At 66.9% G+C, this 17,287-nt stretch carries 17 protein-coding genes and 1 tRNA gene; 10 read left to right on the top strand and 8 right to left on the bottom strand.

Going from position 1 to position 17,287, the window contains the following annotated elements; all coding sequences use genetic code 11:
• Window positions 1-32: 32 nt before the first annotated feature.
• The 3 genes from A5704_RS07675 (at window position 33) to A5704_RS07665 (ending at window position 3,351) form a co-directional block, all read left to right on the top strand.
• Window positions 33-1,445 carry a mannitol dehydrogenase family protein gene (locus A5704_RS07675; RefSeq protein WP_067888280.1) on the top strand — a complete coding sequence of 471 codons (1,413 nt, stop codon included), beginning with the start codon at window positions 33-35 and terminating at the stop codon, window positions 1,443-1,445.
• The gene (locus A5704_RS07670; RefSeq protein WP_067888277.1) at window positions 1,442-2,353 is read left to right on the top strand and encodes a carbohydrate kinase; all 912 of its coding nucleotides are present in this window, start codon (window positions 1,442-1,444) and stop codon (window positions 2,351-2,353) included. The genes A5704_RS07675 and A5704_RS07670 overlap by 4 nt, the downstream gene beginning before the upstream one ends.
• 89 nt (window positions 2,354-2,442) lie before the next feature.
• Entirely contained in the window at window positions 2,443-3,351 is a 909-nt protein-coding gene (locus tag A5704_RS07665) for a Ku protein (protein WP_067753687.1), read from the top strand.
• Window positions 3,352-3,369: 18 nt separating this feature from the next.
• On the opposite strand, the gene pstA is transcribed toward A5704_RS07665, so the two are convergent.
• The 4 genes from pstA to pstS (A5704_RS07645) form a co-directional block, all read right to left on the bottom strand.
• On the bottom strand, window positions 3,370-4,272 hold the full coding sequence (pstA, locus tag A5704_RS07660; RefSeq protein ID WP_067753691.1) for a phosphate ABC transporter permease PstA: 903 nt from the start codon (window positions 4,270-4,272) through the stop codon (window positions 3,370-3,372).
• On the bottom strand, window positions 4,269-5,267 hold the full coding sequence (gene pstC / locus A5704_RS07655; RefSeq protein WP_067888273.1) for a phosphate ABC transporter permease subunit PstC: 999 nt from the start codon (window positions 5,265-5,267) through the stop codon (window positions 4,269-4,271). The genes pstA and pstC overlap by 4 nt, the downstream gene beginning before the upstream one ends.
• Window positions 5,268-5,273: 6 nt before the next feature.
• Window positions 5,274-6,389, bottom strand: coding sequence for a phosphate ABC transporter substrate-binding protein PstS (gene pstS / locus A5704_RS07650; RefSeq protein WP_067888270.1), 1,116 nt, complete (start codon window positions 6,387-6,389; stop codon window positions 5,274-5,276).
• Window positions 6,390-6,574: 185 nt separating this feature from the next.
• Window positions 6,575-7,681, bottom strand: coding sequence for a phosphate ABC transporter substrate-binding protein PstS (gene pstS, locus A5704_RS07645; RefSeq protein ID WP_067888267.1), 1,107 nt, complete (start codon window positions 7,679-7,681; stop codon window positions 6,575-6,577).
• A gap of 311 nt (window positions 7,682-7,992) precedes the next feature.
• Here pstS (A5704_RS07645) and A5704_RS07640 point away from each other — a divergent pair, with 311 nt between their 5' ends.
• The 6 genes from A5704_RS07640 to A5704_RS07615 all read left to right on the top strand — a co-directional run bounded on the left by A5704_RS07640 (window position 7,993) and on the right by A5704_RS07615 (window position 13,364).
• Window positions 7,993-8,784 carry an SDR family oxidoreductase gene (locus tag A5704_RS07640; protein ID WP_067753703.1) on the top strand — a complete coding sequence of 264 codons (792 nt, stop codon included), beginning with the start codon at window positions 7,993-7,995 and terminating at the stop codon, window positions 8,782-8,784.
• Window positions 8,785-8,889: 105 nt separating this feature from the next.
• Entirely contained in the window at window positions 8,890-9,966 is a 1,077-nt protein-coding gene (locus A5704_RS07635; protein ID WP_067888263.1) for a diacylglycerol kinase, read from the top strand.
• Window positions 9,967-10,120: 154 nt separating this feature from the next.
• Complete coding sequence (locus A5704_RS07630; RefSeq protein ID WP_067753709.1) at window positions 10,121-11,347, top strand: Nramp family divalent metal transporter; 1,227 nt, start codon at window positions 10,121-10,123, stop codon at window positions 11,345-11,347.
• Window positions 11,348-12,403 carry a poly-gamma-glutamate hydrolase family protein gene (locus tag A5704_RS07625; protein ID WP_067888260.1) on the top strand — a complete coding sequence of 352 codons (1,056 nt, stop codon included), beginning with the start codon at window positions 11,348-11,350 and terminating at the stop codon, window positions 12,401-12,403.
• Window positions 12,404-12,426: 23 nt separating this feature from the next.
• Window positions 12,427-13,251 carry an LLM class F420-dependent oxidoreductase gene (locus tag A5704_RS07620; protein WP_082954798.1) on the top strand — a complete coding sequence of 275 codons (825 nt, stop codon included), beginning with the start codon at window positions 12,427-12,429 and terminating at the stop codon, window positions 13,249-13,251.
• Window positions 13,252-13,291: 40 nt separating this feature from the next.
• Window positions 13,292-13,364: transfer RNA gene (locus tag A5704_RS07615), tRNA-Arg, on the top strand.
• Window positions 13,365-13,566: 202 nt separating this feature from the next.
• Here A5704_RS07615 and A5704_RS07610 read toward each other — a convergent pair.
• The 4 genes from A5704_RS07610 to A5704_RS07595 are packed head-to-tail and all read right to left on the bottom strand — an operon-like array spanning window position 13,567 to window position 16,907.
• Window positions 13,567-14,439 carry an NAD(P)-dependent oxidoreductase gene (locus A5704_RS07610; protein ID WP_067760400.1) on the bottom strand — a complete coding sequence of 291 codons (873 nt, stop codon included), beginning with the start codon at window positions 14,437-14,439 and terminating at the stop codon, window positions 13,567-13,569.
• Window positions 14,440-14,485: 46 nt separating this feature from the next.
• Entirely contained in the window at window positions 14,486-15,649 is a 1,164-nt protein-coding gene (locus A5704_RS07605) for a thiolase family protein (RefSeq protein WP_231968911.1), read from the bottom strand.
• Between the two features lie 8 nt (window positions 15,650-15,657).
• Window positions 15,658-16,086 carry a Zn-ribbon domain-containing OB-fold protein gene (locus tag A5704_RS07600; RefSeq protein WP_067888255.1) on the bottom strand — a complete coding sequence of 143 codons (429 nt, stop codon included), beginning with the start codon at window positions 16,084-16,086 and terminating at the stop codon, window positions 15,658-15,660.
• A 23-nt stretch (window positions 16,087-16,109) separates the two neighbouring features.
• Window positions 16,110-16,907 (bottom strand): SDR family NAD(P)-dependent oxidoreductase, encoded by a 798-nt coding sequence (locus A5704_RS07595; RefSeq protein ID WP_067277377.1) that lies wholly within the window; start codon window positions 16,905-16,907, stop codon window positions 16,110-16,112.
• 222 nt (window positions 16,908-17,129) lie between these two features.
• On the opposite strand from A5704_RS07595, the gene A5704_RS29540 reads away from it, so the two are divergent.
• The coding region (locus A5704_RS29540; protein ID WP_156675642.1) for a TetR/AcrR family transcriptional regulator at window positions 17,130-17,287 on the top strand (158 nt) is incomplete at its 3' end.

Raw genomic sequence — 17,287 nt, 5'->3', positions numbered from 1 at the left:
ATCGGGGCCGTGGCCCGGTGAGGAGTTGGCCAATGGTGGCTGGCGCGATCAACCTGAACAATGCGTCGCTGTCCGAACTGCCGATCGAGGCGCCGAACTATGACCGCGGGGACGTGACCGTCGGCATCGCGCATATCGGCGCCGGTCATTTCCACCGCGCGCATCAGGCTGCGTACATCAACCTGCTGCTGCAGCAGGGGCTGGCACGCGAATGGGGTATCTGCGGCGTGGGCGTGATGCCCGCCGACTGGACGATGCGCGACGTCCTCAACGGTCAGGACGGGCTGTACACGCTGATTTTGGAGAACCCCGACGGCAGCCGGGACGCGCAAGTGATCGGGTCGATCGTCGACTACCGCTACGCCCCGGACGATCCCGAATCAGCGTTGGAGGTGCTCGCCGCGGCCTCCACCCGGATCATTTCGCTGACCATCACCGAAGGTGGGTACCGCGATCCCGACGGGCCGGCGTTCGCGTTGATCACCGAGGCGCTCGCCAGGCGGCGCGATCGCGGAGTCCCCGCACCGACGGTCGTTTCCTGCGACAACATCGAGAACAACGGCGAGGTCGCCAAGCGCACCGTGCTCGCCAGCGCCGAACGCAGGGATCCCGCGTTGGCCGAGTGGGTGGCGGAGAACGCCCGCTTCCCCAGTTCGATGGTCGATCGCATAACCCCGGCAACGACTTTGGAGATGGCCGCGGAGGTGCGGCGCGACTTCGGCGTCGACGACCGGTGGCCGGTGGTGGCCGAACCGTTCACCGCGTGGGTGATCGAAGACGACTTCGCCGACGGCAGGCCTCCACTGGAGCGGGCCGGGGTGCTGATGGTCGACGACGTGCGCCCATACGAGCTGATGAAGCTGCGGCTACTCAACGCGGGGCATCAGTGCCTGGCCTACTTCGCCCATCTGTGCGGCTTCCAGTTCGTCCACGAGGCGGCGCGCGATCCACTCTTCGCCACATTCTTGCTCTCTTACTTCGACGCCGAGGCCATCCCCACCCTGCCGCCGGTGCCCGGAATCGACCTGCACGAATTCGGCCGCACGCTGGTCGAGCGGTTCGCCAACCCGGCCGTGCGCGACACCGTCGCGCGCATCTGCGCCTACTCGTCGGACCGCATCCCGAAATGGCTGTTCCCCGTCATCTGCGACAACCTGGCCAACGGCGGTCCGGTTCAACTGGCGGCCGCGGCGGTGGCGAGTTGGGCGCGCTACGCGGAGGGCACCGACGAATGGGGAAAGCCGTATGAGGTGGTGGACCAGCTCGCGGATTCGCTCATCCCGATCGCCCGATCGCAGAACCGGAACCCCACCGCGTTCATCGAAGTGACCGCCGTGTTCTGCGATCTGGCCCACCAACCACGCTTTGTCGAGGCGTATTGCTGGGCCCTGGATTCGTTGCACCACAAGGGAGCTCGGGCGACGCTGGAGGCTCTGGTGCGATGACCCGCGGCCTGGTGATCGGCGAATCGCTGATCGACATCGTCAACGGCGACGAGCATGTCGGCGGCAGTCCGCTCAACGTCGCCGTCGGGCTCGGCCTGCTGGGCCGCGATATCGATTTCCTGACCCACATCGCCGACGACCGACAGGGGCGGCGCATCGCCGACTACGTGAAAACTGCTGGCGCACAGCTTGTCCCGGGCAGCGTTTCGGCCACCCGGACGCCGACCGCGGTAGCGACTCTGTCCGCTGATGGCTCGGCCACCTACACGTTTGACCTACAGTGGCGACTTTCCGGCACGCCCGAGGTCCCCCCGCCGGTGTTGGTGCACACCGGGTCCATCGCCGCCGTACGCGAGCCGGGCTGCCTGGCGGTCGCGGCGTTGGTCGACGCCTACCGCCTGTCGGCCACGATCACCTTCGATCCCAACGTGCGTCCGTCGCTGATCACCGACCGCGATTCGGCCCGCGCGCGCATCGAGCACCTGGCCGAGCGCAGCGACGTCGTGAAGGTCAGCGACGAGGACCTGCGCTGGATCGATCCCCAGCACGAGCCCGAGCAGACGGCCCGGGCGTGGCTGGCGTCGGGGCCGGCGATCGTCGTGGTGACGATGGGGGCCCGCGGCGCGGTTGCGCTGTGTTCGGCCGGCGAGGCGCGCGTGGCCGCCAGGCCGGTCCAGGTGGTGGACACCGTGGGCGCCGGCGACGCCTTCACGGTCGGCCTGCTGGACGCGCTCTGGGGGATGGACTTGTTGGGCGCCGACCGGCGCGCCGCCCTGCGCCGCATCTCGATCGACGCCCTGACCGGAGCGCTCGAGGCGGCCACGCTGTCGTCTGCGGCGACCGTGGGCCGCGCCGGGGCGCAGCTGCCCGACCGCGCCGAGCTGCGGGCGCAGGCAAACCGGCGCTAGCTTCCCGGCCGGCTTCGATGCGGTCACGAGCTGGGCGCAACGGCCCCGCGTCCTGTTAGCCGGCGAACAGTATGGGCATACTGACTTACATGCGCTCCATCTGGAAGGGCTCGATCGCGTTCGGGCTGGTCAACGTCCCGGTCAAGGTATACAGCGCCACCCAGGACCACGACATCAAGTTCCATCAGGTGCACGCCAAGGACAACGGCCGCATCCGATACCAACGCGTGTGCGAGGTGGACGGGGAGGTCGTCGAATACCGAGACATCGCCCGGGCCTTCGAATCCGACGACGGCCAGATGGTCATCATCACCGACGACGACATCGCCACCTTGCCCGAAGAACGCAGCCGGGAGATCGAGGTGCTGGAATTCGTTCCGGCCGAAGAGGTCGACCCGATGCTGTTCGACCGCAGCTACTTCCTGGAGCCGGATTCAAAATCGTCGAAATCGTATGTGCTGCTGGCGAAGACGCTCGCCGAGACCGATCGGATGGCGATCGTCCACTTCACCCTGCGCAACAAGACGCGGCTGGCGGCGTTGCGCGTCAAGGACTTCGGCAAACGCGACGTGATGATGGTGCACACCCTGCTGTGGCCCGACGAGATCCGTGACCCCGACTTCCCGGTGCTAGACAAGGAGGTCGAGATCAAGCCGGCGGAACTGAAAATGGCCGGTCAGGTTGTGGAGTCGATGGCCGAAGAGTTCAACCCGGACCGCTATCACGACACCTACCAGGAGCAGCTCCAGGAGCTGATCGACGCGAAACTCGAAGGCGGCGAGGCCTTTACCACCGAGGAACAGCCGAAGGAACTCGACGAGACCGAGGACGTGTCCGACCTACTGGCCAAGCTGGAGGCCAGCGTGAAGGCGCGTTCGGGTGACGGCAAGGCTCCCGCCAAGAAGGCACCGGCCAAGAAAACGGCCGCCAAGAAGACCACCGCGAAGAAGACGGCGGCGAAGAAGACAACCGCCAAGAAGGCCGCGGCGAAGTCCTGAACCCGACCGGGCGCGTGCTCAGCGCCTGCGGGCCGCCAGGAACCGGGTCGCCGCCGCGATCAGGTTGATCACGGCGACCATGATGATCAGGCTCAGCGCCGCACCCCAGATGCGCAGGAAGCCGGCGTGCTCGGGATTGGTGAGTTCGGTGTAGATCAGCAGCGGCAGCGAGGCCATGTTCCCGTGGAAGATGTCGACGTTGATCGAGCGGCTGTAGCCCACCAGCACCAGCACGGGAGCGGTTTCGCCGATGACCCGCGCGACGGACAACAAGACGCCGGAGACGATGCCGGGCATGGCGATCGGGAACACGATCCGCAAGATGGTCTTCCACTTGGGTACGCCGAGCGCGTAGCTGGCCTCCCGCAGGTCGTCGGGCACCAACCTGAGCATCTCCTCGGCGGACCGCACCACCACCGGCAGCATCAGCAAGACCAGCGCCAGCGAGACGGCGAACGAGCTCTGCTGGAATCCCAGCGTGGCGATCCAGAGGCTGAAGATGAACAGCGCGGCGACGATCGAGGGCACCCCGGCGAGCACGTCGACCATGAACGTCGTCAGCCGTACCAGCCGGCCCGACCCGTATTCCACCAGGAAGACCGCGGTCATCAGCCCCAGCGGCACGGACAGCAGCGCGGCCACCCCGGCCTGCACCACGGTCCCGTACAGCGCGTGGTAGATCCCGCCGGCGAACTGCTCCGGCAGGATGCCGTGCAGCGAGTGAGTCCACCAACCCGTCCGGGTGACCGCGTACCAGCCCCGGGCTATCACGACCGACAGCACCCAGACCAGCGGCACCAGGGCGATGAGGAAGGAGGCGACGAAGAAGACCGTCGCCGCGTCATTCGTGAGCCGCCGCCGGACGCTGACGGGCCGGAACGCCTGTGCTTTGACCGGCCGGTCGAACACGTTGACCGTCATCCGTTGACCTTCCCGCCGGCGACGGCGCGGGCCAGCGCGTTGACGACGAACGTCAAGACGAACAGCGCGAATCCCGCGGCGATGTAGGCGCCGGTGGGCAGCGGTTCGCTGAATTCGGCTGCCGCCGAGGCGATTTTCGAGGCGAACGTGTAGCCGCCGTCGAACAGCGACCAGTTTCCGGGGCGGGCGGCGGAACGCAAGATGATCAGCACCGCCACGGTTTCGCCGAGCGCGCGGCCCAATCCCAACATGGACGCCGCGATCACGCCGCTGCGGCCGAACGGCAGCACGGTCATCCGCACCACCTCCCACTTGGTGGCCCCCAGCGCCTGCGCCGCTTCCATCTGTATGGGCGGGGTCTGCCGGAACACCTCACGCGATACCGACGTGATGATCGGCAGGATCATCGCCGAAAGCACGATGCCCGCGGTGAAGATGGTGCCGCCACCGGCCAGCGACACGTTGCCCTGCTTGAACAGGAAGAACCAGCCCAGGTGGCGATTGAGGAACGCCGCGACGGGCTCGATCTTGGGCGCCAGCACGAAGATGCCCCACAACCCGAAGATGATCGAGGGCACCGCGGCCAGCAGGTCGACGATCGCCCCGAACGGGCGAGCCAGCCGCTTCGGTGCGTATTGGGTGAGAAACACCGCGATTCCCACCGCGATCGGCACCGCCAGCACCAGCGCGGTGAGCGAGCTGAGCACCGTGACCATCAACAGGTCGCGGATGCCGAACGCGAGCTTGCCCGGCTCGGTGGTGCTGAATTGGGCACTGGTGAAGAAGTTCGCGTGGTTGGCCCGCAACGACGGAACGGCTCGAATCAGCAGGAACACCGCGATCAGCACGATCGCGGCCACGATCGTCGAACCGGCAGCGGCGGCCGCTGACTTGAACAGCCGGTCACCCCGCCGACCTGACGGTGTCCCCAGCGCCTTGAGCGCGGGCTTTTCCGTGGTCGACGGGCTGGCTACCGCTCCTCGGGTCACGACCACCTCAAATCACGTGATGGCGTTGATCGAAGCCGACAGTCTCGACTTGAACGAATCCGGGATGGGAATGTACCCATTGTCGGCCAGGCCACTCTGCCCCGCACCGATCGTACTTTGCAGGAACGCCTTCACCGCCGTGCCGACCTGGGAGTCGGGATACTTCGAGCACACGATCTCGTACGTCGCCAGCACGATCGGGTAGGACCCGGGCTGCGTCGGCTTGTAGAAGGAGAGCGTGTCCAGCACCAGGTCGTTGCCCTGCCCGCTGATCTTGGCGCCGGAGATGGTCTTGCCGACCGAGTCGGCGCTGATCGCCACGGCGTCCGGGCCGGCGGACGTGACGACCTTGGCCATGTCCAGTTTCTGCGCCTCGGCGAACGACCACTCGTTGTAGGTGATCGACCCTTCGGTGGCCTTGATGGCCGCCGACGTGCCGTCGTTGCCCTTGGCGCCCTCGCCGACACCGCCCTTGAACGTCTTGCCGGCGCCCTTGCCCCACGCGCCGTTCGAGGCGGCGTCAAGGTACTTCTGGAAGTTGTCCGTGGTCCCGGATTCGTCGTTGCGGAACACCACATGGATCGGCTCGGCGGGCAACGTGACACCGGAGTTCAGCGCCGCGATCGCCGGGTCGTTCCACGTCGTGATGGCGCCGTTGAAGATCTTCGCCGCGGTGGGACCGTCCAGGCTCAGCGAACTCAGGCCCTTGACGTTGTAGGTGATGGCGATCGGGCCGAACACCACCGGCAGGTTCCACGCCGGGGAGCCGCACCGCTGCTGCGCCGCGGCGTATTCCTTGGCCGCGAGCGGCGAGTCCGAGCCACCGAAATCCGTTTGGTTGCCGTTGAATTCACTGATTCCGGCACCCGACCCATTGGCGGTGTAGTTCAGCGTCTGGCCTGGGCAGGCCTGTTCGAAGGCGTTGACGAAGCGGGTCATCGCGTTGGCCTGGGCGGTCGACCCGCTCGCCTTCAGGGTCTTCTTTCCGCCGCAGCTGACCTTGCCCGACGGCGAGCCGCTCGTCCCGCCGCTCCCGCCGTTGGCATTGTTGTCGCTTCCGCACCCCGACAACGCCAGCGCAGCAGCGGTCAGGACGCTCAGCCCGGCACCGAATCGGTTGAGTTTCAAGTCACTTCCTAACGGTAGGGATGAAACGTGATTGGCGACGTTCTCTTAGCCGCTGTCCGGCGAGGAGCCGTCTCTCGCAGCAAGGAAGCTAACAGCAAGAAGGTTAACGTTGGGCAAATTGCCGTCGGCCGATTGTCGCTGGCCAAGGCGGCTTGCGGGCGAGCCGCACGCCGGGGCGGGAGGGGTCACGAAATTGCGTCGATTGCCGCCGACAACCTGGACTTGAACGACTCGGGAACGGGAATGTAGCCGTTGTCCGCCAGGCCGTTCTGCCCCGCGCCGACGGTGCTTTGCAGGAACGCCTTCACGGCCGCTGCGACCTGGGGATCCGGGTACTTCGAACAGACGATCTCGTACGTCGCGAGCACGATCGGGTAGGAACCGGGCTGGGTCGGCCGGTAAAAGGAGAAGGTGTCGACGACCAGGTCGTTGCCCTCCTCGGTGAAGTCCGCGCCTGCGATCGTCTTGCCCACCGAATCGGCGCTGATCGCCACCGCGTCCGGGCCCGCCGAGGTGACGATCCTGGCCATGTTGAGCTTTTGCGCCAGGGCGAACGACCACTCGTTGTAGGTGATCGACCCCTCGGTGGCCTTGACCGCCGCCGACGTGCCGTCGTTGCCCTTGGCCCCCTCACCGACACCGCCGTTGAACGTCTTGCCGACGCCCTTGTCCCAGACGCCGTTGGCCGCGGAATCCAGGTATTTCTGGAAATTGTCCGTGGTGCCCGACTGGTCGTTGCGGAAGATCACCCGGATTGGCTCGGCGGGAAAAGCGACGCCCGGGTTCAGCGCCGCAATGGCCGGATCGTTCCAGGCGGTGACGTCCCCCTTGAATATCCTGGCGGCCGTCGGACCGTCCAGATTCAGCGACGTCACTCCGTTGACGTGGTAGCTGATCGCGATCGGACCGAACACCACCGGCAAATTCCACGCCGGCGAACCGCAGCGCTGGCGCGCCGCGAAGTATTCGATGGGGGCCAGCGGCGAGTCGGACCCCGCGAAATCGGTTTGGTTACCGGTGAATTCACCGATTCCCGCGCCCGAGCCGTTGGGCGTGTAGTTCAGCGTCTGGCCCGGGCAGGCCTGCTCGAACGCCTTGACGAAGCGGGTCATCGCGTTGGCCTGGGCGGTCGACCCGCTCGCCTTCAGCGACTTGGCCCCGCCACAGGTCACCTTGGCGGCCGACGTGCCCGGCGCGGGACGTTCGCCCGCCGCGTTGTCGTTACTCCCACAGCCGGACAGCACCAGGACGGTCGCGGCGCTCAGCGCGGCGCCAAATCGATTCAGCCCCAATATGTTCCCCGACGGAAAAACTCGGACATGATCGCCACCATTCGATAGCCGTGCGCGCCGGCCAAACGGTCGGCACTAAGAGGCTAACGCCGGGTGAATGTTCTCGCAGTGGACGCGAGATGCGCCGAGCCCGTCCCGGCACGGTGTTCACACACAATTTCGACCGGCCGGTTCCGGCCGCCGGGAATGGGCGTGGGGCATTGCGCCTCCTCGCCCATATGCAAAAGTAGAACCTGTTCCAGAAATGCCGCATCCGACACGGCGCGGCTTGCTACCGTGTCGGCTGACAACTTGGGCGAAGAGAGGCCGCAATGATCCTGGACAGATTTCGTCTCGACGACAAAGTCGCCGTCATCACCGGTGCCGGCCGCGGCCTCGGGGCGGCCATCGCGCTGGCTTTCGCCGAGGCGGGCGCCGACGTCCTCATCGCCTCGCGCACGGAATCGCAACTAGAAGGCGTCGCCGAACAGGTTCGCGCCGCGGGCCGGCGGGCGCACATCGTCGCCGCCGATCTCGCCCACCCGGAGGCCACCGCGGAACTGGCCGGCCAGGCGGTGGAGGCCTTCGGGAGACTAGACATCGTCGTCAACAACGTCGGCGGAACCATGCCGAACACGCTGCTGACCACCTCGACCAAGGACCTCAAGGACGCGTTCACCTTCAACGTCGCCACCGCCCACGCGTTGACCGTCGCGTCGGTGCCCCTCATGCTCGAGCACTCCGGTGAGGGCAGCATCATCAACATCACCTCCACCATGGGCCGGCTGGCCGGCCGCGGCTTCGCCGCCTACGGCACCGCCAAGGCCGCGCTGTCCCACTACACCCGGCTGACCGCCCTGGACCTGTGCCCGCGCATCCGGGTGAACGCGATCGCGCCGGGATCGATCCTCACCTCCGCGCTGGACGTGGTCGCATCCAACGACGAGCTGCGCGCGCCGATGGAGAAGGCCACCCCCATGCGCCGGCTCGGCGATCCCGTCGACATCGCGGCGGCCGCAGTGTATTTGGCGTCCCCGGCCGGCAGCTTCCTGACCGGTAAGACGCTGGAGGTCGACGGCGGCCTCACCTATCCCAACCTCGACATCCCCGTCCCGGATCTGTGACCGCTTGACGCGCGAGCAGACGCAAAGTCGCATGCGCGCCCCGCAGTTCATGCGACTTTGCGTCTGCTCGCGGTCATGAACCAACCACCCACTAAGGAGCCCGTCATGGGAATCCCCGTCGTCCAATTGGGCACCGGCAACGTCGGCGTCCACGCGCTGCGAGCGCTCATCACCAACCCGGCGTTCGACCTCAAGGGCGTCTGGGTGTCATCGGACGCCAAGGCCGGAAAGGACGCGGCGGAGCTTGCCGGACTTTCCGATTCGACCGGCGTGCTGGCCAGCGCCGACCTCGACGCCGTGCTTGCCACCGGACCGCAATGCGCCGTCTACAACGCGCTCGCCGACAACCGGTTGCCCGAGGCGCTGGAGGACTACCGGCGGGTCCTGGCGGCCGGCATCAACATCGTCGGAAGCGGCCCGGTCTTCTTGCAATACCCCTGGGAGGTCATCCCCGAGGAGCTCATCAAGCCCATCGAAGACGCTGCGCGCGAAGGCAATTCGAGCGTCTATGTCAACGGGATCGATCCCGGCTTCGCCAACGACCTGCTGCCGATGGCGCTGGCCGGCACCTGTCAGAACATCCAGCAGATTCGCTGCATGGAGATCGTCGACTACGCCACCTATGACAGCGCCGCCGTCATGTTCGACGTGATGGGTTTCGGCAAGCCGCTCGACGAGATCCCCATGCTGCTGCAGCCCGGCGTGCTGAGCCTGGCGTGGGGCTCGGTGGTGCGCCAGCTGGCGGCGGGCCTGGGCATCTCGCTCGACTCGGTCGCGCAGGAGTACGTGCGAGTGCCGGCGCCCGAGGACTTCGACATCGCGTCGGGGCATATCCCGAAGGGCAGCGCCGCCGCGCTGCGCTTCGAGGTGTTCGGCATGGTCAACGGCGACCCCGTCGTCGTCCTGGAACACGTCACCCGGCTGCGCGAGGACCTGTGCCCCGAGTGGCCACAGCCCGCCCAGCACGGCGGGTCCTACCGCATCGAGATCACCGGCGAACCGTCCTACGCCATGGACATCTGCCTGAGCAGCCGCAAGGGCGACCACAACCACGCCGGGCTGGTCGCCACCGCGATGCGGGTGGTCAACGCGATTCCGGCCGTGGTGGCCGCCGAGCCGGGAATCGTGACGACGCTCGACCTGCCGCTGATCACCGGCAAGGGGCTCTACCTGCCCGAGTAGGCGGCCGCACCCGCGGGTATAGCAGGGTGCACGTGGGACGAGGGCGTCACCGGCGCCCGGCGAGACGTGGACCACCAGTGGGTGTCCTTCGGCGTGCCCACAGTGTTCGGCTAACCTCACTTTCTTATTCGGCCGTATGAATCGAGGGTGCACGTTGACGCAGAGCAGCCAGGCCACGCTCAAGAGCAGCTGGTATCTGCTCGGGCCTGCCTTCGTCGCCGCGATCGCCTACGTCGATCCGGGCAACGTCGCCGCCAACGTCAGCTCCGGCGCCCAGTTCGGGTACCTGCTGCTGTGGGTCATCGTGGTGGCCAACGCGCTGGCCGGCCTGGTGCAGTACCTGTCGGCCAAGCTCGGCCTGGTGACCGGACGCTCGCTGCCCGCGGCCATCGGCAAGCGGATGAGCCGCCCGGTCCGGCTGGTCTACTGGGCTCAGGCCGAACTGGTGGCGATCGCGACGGATATGGCCGAAATCGTCGGCGGCGCAATAGCATTGCGGATCCTGTTCGACTTGCCGCTGCTGCTCGGCGGGGTCATCACCGGGGTGGTGTCCCTGCTGCTGCTGGCCATCCAGGACCGGCGCGGGCAGATCATCTTCGAGCGTGTCATCACCGGACTGCTGCTGGTCATCGCCATCGGGTTCGCGGCCAGCTTCTTCGTGAAGACCCCGCCGCCCGACGCCGTGCTCGGCGGGCTGGTGCCGCGATTCCGGGGCACCGAGAGCGTCCTGCTTGCCGCCGCCATCCTGGGCGCCACCGTGATGCCGCACGCGGTGTACATGCATTCGGGCCTGGTGCTTGACCGGCACGGGCATCCCGCCGAGGGCGCGCATCGACGCCTGCTGCTGCGGGTGACCCGGTTGGACGTCGTGCTGGCGATGGCCGTCGCGGGAACCGTGAACGCCGCGATGCTGCTGGTCGCCGCGATCAACCTGCAGCACCGCGACATCAGCGCGTCCATCGAGGGCGCCTACTCCGCGATCCACCACACGCTGGGCCCGACCATCGCGGTGCTGTTCGCCGTGGGGTTGCTGGCGTCCGGGCTGGCCTCGTCGTCGGTGGGCGCCTACGCCGGCGCCATGATCATGCAAGGCCTGCTGCACCGCCGGATCCCGATGCTGCTGCGCCGCTTGATCACCGTGTGCCCCGCCCTGGCGATCCTCGCGTTCGGCTTCGACCCCACGCGCGCCCTGGTGCTCTCTCAGGTCGTGCTGTCGTTCGGCATACCGTTCGCGGTCCTTCCCCTGGTGAAGCTGACCAGTGACCGCGAGCTTATGGGTGACGACACCAATCATCGCGTCACGACGATTATTGGTTGGGCCGTCGGCGTAATGATTAGTCTGCTTAACGTGGTGCTCATCTGGCTGACGGTGACCGGCTAAATGCCGGCCCGCCGGCATGCCTACTTCGCATATGGCTCGAACCTGTGCGTCAGGCAGATGGCGCTGCGGTGTCCCGACGCCGCCGATCCGCGGCCGGCCGTCCTGTCCGATCACGACTGGTTGATCAACCAGCGCGGTGTGGCCACGGTCGAACCGTGCGCCGGCAATCAGGTGCATGGCGTGATCTGGCAGATCTCCGACGGTGACCTGGCGACCCTCGACAGCGCCGAAGGCGTGCCGGTGCGCTACCGGCGGGACCGGCTGACCGTGCACAGCGACGTCGGGCCGTCGCCGGCGTGGGTCTACATCGACCATCGCGTGACACCGGGTCCGCCCCGGCCTGGCTACCTGCCCAAGATCATCGACGGTGCCGTCGAGCACGGTTTGCCGCCACGCTGGATCGACTTCTTGCGCCGCTGGGATCCCGCACGCTGGCCGCGGCGTGCGTTGGCGTCCGGGCCTGCGCCGCAATCCCTTTCAGCGTTGCTGAGTGAACCCGGGGTGAGCGAGGCCAGCCAATTGCGTTCGCGCTTCGGCTTCCTCGCCATCCACGGCGGCGGGCTGGAGGAGATGACCGACGTGATCGCCGAACGCGCGGCCGCCGCCGCCGACGCGTCGGTGTACGTGCTGCGTCACCCCGACCGCTACCCGCACCACCTGCCGTCGGCGCGATTCGACCCGGCCGAGTCACCACGGCTCGCCGAATTCCTCGACCACGTCGACGTTGCGGTGTCGCTGCACGGCTACGGCCGCATCGGGCGCAGCACCCAGCTGCTGGCCGGCGGGCGCAACCGTGCGTTGGCCGCCCACCTGGCCCGGCACATCCAGTTGACCGGCTATCAGGTGATCACCGACCTCGAGGACATCCCGCCGGAGTTGCGCGGGCTGCATCCGGGCAACCCGGTGAACCGGGTGCGCGACGGCGGTACCCAGCTGGAGCTGTCCCCGCGCGTGCGCGGCATCAGCCCGCGCAGCCCGTTGCCCGGCGGTGACGGGCTGTCACCGGTGACCAGCGCCCTGGTGCACGGCCTGGCGGAAGCGGCTCGTAGCTGGTAATTGTCCTCGTCTGTTGAATGGAGTTGTTGGTGGCCAAGGATTTTCGTTTCGGAATGAGCATGCGCTTCATCAAATCGCGCGAGGCATTCGTCGAGAAGGTGAAGCGTGCCGAAGACGTCGGATTCGACATTCTCTGTGTGCCGGACCATTTGGGGGCGGCCTCCCCGATCGCCGCGCTTACCGCGGCCGCCATGGTCACCACGCGACTCAAGCTCAGCATGTATGTGCTCAACGCCGCCTTCTACAAGCCGGCCCTGCTCAGCCGGGACCTCGGCGACGTGGACAAGCTGAGCGACGGCCGTCTCGAGATCGGGCTTGGAACCGGTTACGTGCGAGAGGAATTCGAGGCGGCCGAGCTGCCGTATCCCAGCGCAGGCGCGCGGGTCGACTACCTGAAACACATGACGAACTATCTCGAAGAGCATCACCCGAAGACGCCGATCCTCATCGCCGGCAATGGCGACCGGGTGTTGACCATCGCCGCCCAGCACGCCCACATCATCGGGCTGACCGGTTCGCGGGTGAAGGAGGCCGACGATCCGCTGACCGAACGTATCGAGTTCGTCCGCAGCGCCGCCGGCGACCGATTCGACTCGCTGGAGTTGAACCTGGCGATCACCGCTCTGCCGGCCGAAGGTGAGACCATGCCTGACCTGAGGATGACCCGGCAATATGCCCCGGAGCTGTCCGACGAGGAGCTGCTCGAGCAGACCTCGGTGCTGAGTGGGACGCCGCGCGAGATGGCCGACCGGCTGAACTTCTACCGCGAGAAGTACGGGGTCACGTCCGTCACAGTGCAGGACAACCACATCAAGAACTTCGCGAACGTCATCGCGGAGCTGCGCTGAGCCCGTCGGTGCGCAAGCGGCCGGTAAGCTCAGGCGGTCCGCCCTCGTAGCTCAGGGGATAGAGCACGGCTCTCCTAAAGCCGGTGTCGCAGGTTCGAATCCTGCCGGGGGCACTCAAGGCCTGCTATGACCTCGGCTGATGTGTGACATTTCGTCTTCGGCTGATGGGTGACAGTGTTTCGGTTGATGCGTGACACCTACTTCGGTTGATCCGTGACACTCCCTGGATGAGGGAGTTGAGCGTGGCCGAGCAGAGGTATCAGGCCGTGATGGATCGGTGGATAGGTCGCGTCGACCAGCCTCGCCAAGTCTTGATCACTGAGACTCGGTCGCAGCGGCGTGGGGCACGCCGAGCCCTTCGGCGAGATCCCGCAGAGCGATCTGCGCCAGCGGCAGGTCGACGCCCACCTCGCCGCCGAGGCCGAGCGCCAGGCTGAGATCCTTTTCTCCCAATTCCCGGGTGTGCAGGAAGGGCTGGTAGAGGAAGTGATCCGGGGCCAGCGGCCTGCTCATGTCGTCGCGGAACATCATCGCTCCGGTGCCGCCGCTGTGTGCGTCAGTGTGGCGCACGACCCGGCTGAACGCTTGCACATCAAGACCCGCCAACTCAGCGAGCTTCATCGCTTCGCAGGCGGCCGCAAAAGAGGTGAAAGTCAGCATGTTGCGCGCCAGCTTCATCCGGGTCCCCGAGCCGGGTGCCCCCGCGTGAACCACCATCGACGCCCACTGCTTGAAGGCCGGCTTGACGCGCTCGTAGACGTCCCGTTCGGCACCCACCATGACAGCCAGGTCACCCGTCTTCACCGCTTCCACGCCGCCGCTGACCGGTGCATCGATGACGTGAATGCCGGTCGGCTCCAGTTCGGCCGCGAGTTCGACTGCGGTTCTGTGGTCTATCGTCGAGTGGATCGCGATGACGGTGCCGCGCTTGGCTCGCGGGGCGAGCCGTGCCACCACGTCGCGCACTTGCTCGTCGTTCAGCACCATGACACTGATGATGTCTGCGGCCGCCACATCATCCACGGTGCCGGCGACCTGCACTCCCGCGTCGGCGAATGACGTTGTCGCATCCGGCCTTACGTCGAAAACGATCAACCCGCCCGGCCAGCCGACCAGCCGCTTGGCCATGGGCGCACCAAGATTGCCCAGCCCGATGAAGCCCAACTTCGGCGCCTGATCTTCGGCCATCAACTGCCTCCTCGGAGTCGCATGATCATTGTGCACGACGGCATGCTCAGGCCCGCCGCAGCAGCATCGCGGTGGTGCCGCTGTTGGCCGCCCCGACACCGACCGCGGCCAGCTTCGCGCCGTCGACCTGTCGCGCGGCCGCCTCGCCACGGATCTGCAGGCACGCTTCATGCAGATGCCCGAAGCCGTGCAGACGTCCTCCGGATAGCTGCCCTCCGGCAGTGTTGATGGGTAATTGTCCGCCCAGCGAGATGCGCCCCGGATCGGCGACCCACGCGCCGGATTCGCCGACCGGGCAGAAACCGAAGTCCTCCAGCCAGCAGAGCACGAAGACACTGAACCCGTCATACAACGAGGCCACGTCGACGTCGGCGATGGTGAAGTCGGTGCGATCCCAGATCGTGGACCAGCGCGAACTGATGCGGGTGATGTCTTCACCTCCCTCCCAGGTGAACCGGTCGTGGTGGGCGCAGTCGAGGGCCTCGACCGCCACCCCCGGGTGGTCCAGCCCCGCGACGTGCTCGGCACGCGAAACGACGAAAGCGGTCGCCCCGTCGCAGGCGATGTCACAGTCGAACATGCACAACGGGTCGGAAACCATGCGCGCGCCCAGATAGGCGTCCAGGTCGAGTGGGTCGCGATAGATCGCCGTGGGGTTGCGGGCGGCGTGGGCCCGTTGCGCGATGGCTATCGACGCGAGTTGCTCCCGAGTCAGGCCGTACCGCAGCATTCGCGCGCGAACCTGCAGCGCCGCCAGGTTGGCCGCCGTCGCACCAAATGGCATCTGCCAGCCCAGCATCCCGGCGGGGCGGCCGCCGCCAGACCCGTACCCCTTGCGCCGGCCGGCGCCCTGAGCCGTGCCCTCCCAGATGCTGCGCCAACACAGGACGTGGTCGGCAAGCCCGCCCGCGACAGCGAGCATTGCGTCCACCACGGCGCCCAGCTGCCCGGGGGATTCCACTCCCCCGGCGACCCAGTTCGGCTGGATTCCCAGCGCGTCGTGGATGTCCCGCAACGACGCCCCCGAGAACCCGACGCCCGGTTGCGACGACCCGGGATATGTTGTGAGCCCGTCGATGTCGGCCAACGACAGACCCGCGTCGGCAACCGCGGCCAGACACGCTTCGGCGGTCAGCTCCAGCGGATCCCGCCCCAGCCGGCGGCCGATTGCCGACTGACCGATACCGCTGATGACCGCCCGATCGGTCACCCCGTTATTCACCAGCGCTCCGGCTCGAACAATGGAATGAACACCTCGTCTTCACCGTCTAGGCATCGATCGAACGTGACGCGAACGGGCATGTTCGCGGTGACCTCGGCGGGATGAACGTTCACCAGGTTGGTCAGCAGGCGTGCCCTCCTGTCCTCGACCGGAGTGACGAATGCGATCAGATAGGGCGGCGCGAACCCCGGGAACCACTGATGGCGATTCACCGTCCAGGACTCGACGAACCCGCGGCCGCTGAGGTCGACATACTCGGTCGCCGCGTGGTCGACAGGGCACAGCAGCGCGGGCGGGTGACACAGCCGCCCGCAGTCGGTGCAGCGTTGCATGCGCAGCACTCCGTCGGCGCCGGCGGTCCAGAAGGGCCGACTTAGAGCCGTCAGCGCCGGAACCGGCCGGGAAGTGTCTGGTAGGTGAGTCATGGGGTATATAGGCGATTCGACTGCTAGCCAAACACTCCCGGCGATTGCGAGTAGTCCACCGTCGACAGTTCGGTCATGCCCCCATCGACGTGGAGCACCGTGCCGGTCACGAACGCCGCGTCGTCCCCGGCGAGGAAGGCCACGGCGGGCGCGATCTCCACGGGGCTGGCGCCGCGCTTCATCGGCGAAGCCGCGGCCGTCCGCGTGTAGTTGTCCCATTCGGTGCCGATCAGTTTCTCCTGGGCCTCCGTAAGGGCGAACGGGCACACCGCGTTGACGCGGATGCGGTGGCGAGCCCACTCGTTGGCGGCCACTTTGGTCAGCGCCGCCACCGCGCCCTTGGCCGCCGAGTACGGAGCGGTGTAGGCGATGCCGGCGAGGGCGGAGCCCGACACGAAGTTGATCACCGACGCCCGCCCCGACTCGCGCAGGAACGGAAAGCAGAGCTGCATGAACCGGAACGTAGCCTTGGGCCCCGTGGCCTCGGAAAGCTCCCAATCCTTATCGGTGACCAATTCCAGCGCCTTCGGCATCGCGAAGAACTGCGCCGCGTTGACCAAGACGTCGATGCGGCCGCCCCCGGTTTCCGCCGCCTCCTGAACGGCGGCTTCAATCGCATCGCGGTGGGCGACGTTGGCCCTGATGAAGGAGGCCCGCCCGGAATTGCCCCGAATTCGCTCGACGCGCTCAAGGCCCTTCTCCCCGTTGAGATCGACGATCGAAACGTGAGCGCCCAGGCTGGCCAACTCCTCGGCGATGGCCCCGCCCAACCCCTGAGCCCCGCCGGTAACCAGCGCGTATCTGTCCTCGAGACGAGACAAGACCACTCCTTGCTGCGATGTAACAATGGAACATTAAGCGTTCAATTATCCAATGATTGCAGATCGCCGCGGCGGTGCCTAGTACACCCGCCTCGACCCCCGCGTGCGAACGATCCGGGGGTGCGGCCGTCTTCGCAGGGCCGGTGCGGCTCCCGGGCGCAAAGCCGCACGTCGCGTAGCATGAAGAGCTGAGATCACCGCCCTTGGCCTCGTAGGAGTGAGATGTTGACTGATCCGGTCACCAGCGAATCGGCGGCCCGCGCCGACGTCGACCGCCGTGACCAGATTCTCGACGCGGCAAACGAATGCTTCGCCCAGCTGGGCATCCAGCGCACCAGTGTGCAGGACGTGGCGCGCATGGCGAAGGTCTCGCGGGGCAC

Origin of the sequence: Mycobacterium sp. E735, from assembly GCF_001666955.1 — a bacterium.
In the GTDB taxonomy this organism is placed as follows: domain Bacteria; phylum Actinomycetota; class Actinomycetes; order Mycobacteriales; family Mycobacteriaceae; genus Mycobacterium.
The sequence above is the reverse complement of the archived record's forward strand: the minus strand, read 5'-3'. Positions and strand labels throughout refer to the sequence as shown.

Coding starts and splice junctions, on each gene's coding strand:
- A5704_RS07675 (WP_067888280.1), top strand. CDS start 33: ATGGTGGCTGGCGCGATCAACCTGAACAATGCGTCGCTGTCCGAACTG.
- A5704_RS07670 (WP_067888277.1), top strand. CDS start 1,442: ATGACCCGCGGCCTGGTGATCGGCGAATCGCTGATCGACATCGTCAAC.
- A5704_RS07665 (WP_067753687.1), top strand. CDS start 2,443: ATGCGCTCCATCTGGAAGGGCTCGATCGCGTTCGGGCTGGTCAACGTC.
- pstA (WP_067753691.1), bottom strand. CDS start 4,272: ATGACGGTCAACGTGTTCGACCGGCCGGTCAAAGCACAGGCGTTCCGG.
- A5704_RS07640 (WP_067753703.1), top strand. CDS start 7,993: ATGATCCTGGACAGATTTCGTCTCGACGACAAAGTCGCCGTCATCACC.
- A5704_RS07635 (WP_067888263.1), top strand. CDS start 8,890: ATGGGAATCCCCGTCGTCCAATTGGGCACCGGCAACGTCGGCGTCCAC.
- A5704_RS07625 (WP_067888260.1), top strand. CDS start 11,348: ATGCCGGCCCGCCGGCATGCCTACTTCGCATATGGCTCGAACCTGTGC.
- A5704_RS07610 (WP_067760400.1), bottom strand. CDS start 14,439: ATGGCCGAAGATCAGGCGCCGAAGTTGGGCTTCATCGGGCTGGGCAAT.
- A5704_RS07600 (WP_067888255.1), bottom strand. CDS start 16,086: ATGACTCACCTACCAGACACTTCCCGGCCGGTTCCGGCGCTGACGGCT.